This is a genomic window from Methylophaga sp. UBA4204 (assembly GCF_002379485.1).
Classification (GTDB): domain Bacteria; phylum Pseudomonadota; class Gammaproteobacteria; order Nitrosococcales; family Methylophagaceae; genus Methylophaga.
In genome coordinates this window covers 9,844-10,065 of the sequence record NZ_DFTU01000012.1, presented here as the reverse complement: position 1 = coordinate 10,065, position 222 = coordinate 9,844, and the positions used below count along the sequence as shown (strand labels likewise).

Here is a 222-nt window from a genome sequence, read left to right as displayed (position 1 = left end):
TGACGTGGCCGAGGAAATATCGCCAGGCACATCAATACTGGTTGCGGTTAATTTTCCGCCACCCTGAATACTGATGCGGTTACCGTGAACCACGACTGGATATCCCATGCCTTGCAACATGCGTTCAGTATGATCGCGAGTCGGGGCAGGTTCCGTCACGCTAGTGGTTCCTTCAGCATACATGCCGGCAAGTAACAGACAGGATTTAACCTGAGCACTGGC

General features: G+C 52.7%; 1 pseudogene. It reads right to left on the bottom strand.

The features are described from left to right. Positions 1 to 222 (bottom strand): annotated as a pseudogene (locus B3182_RS01775) (3-phosphoshikimate 1-carboxyvinyltransferase); the annotation flags it as partial.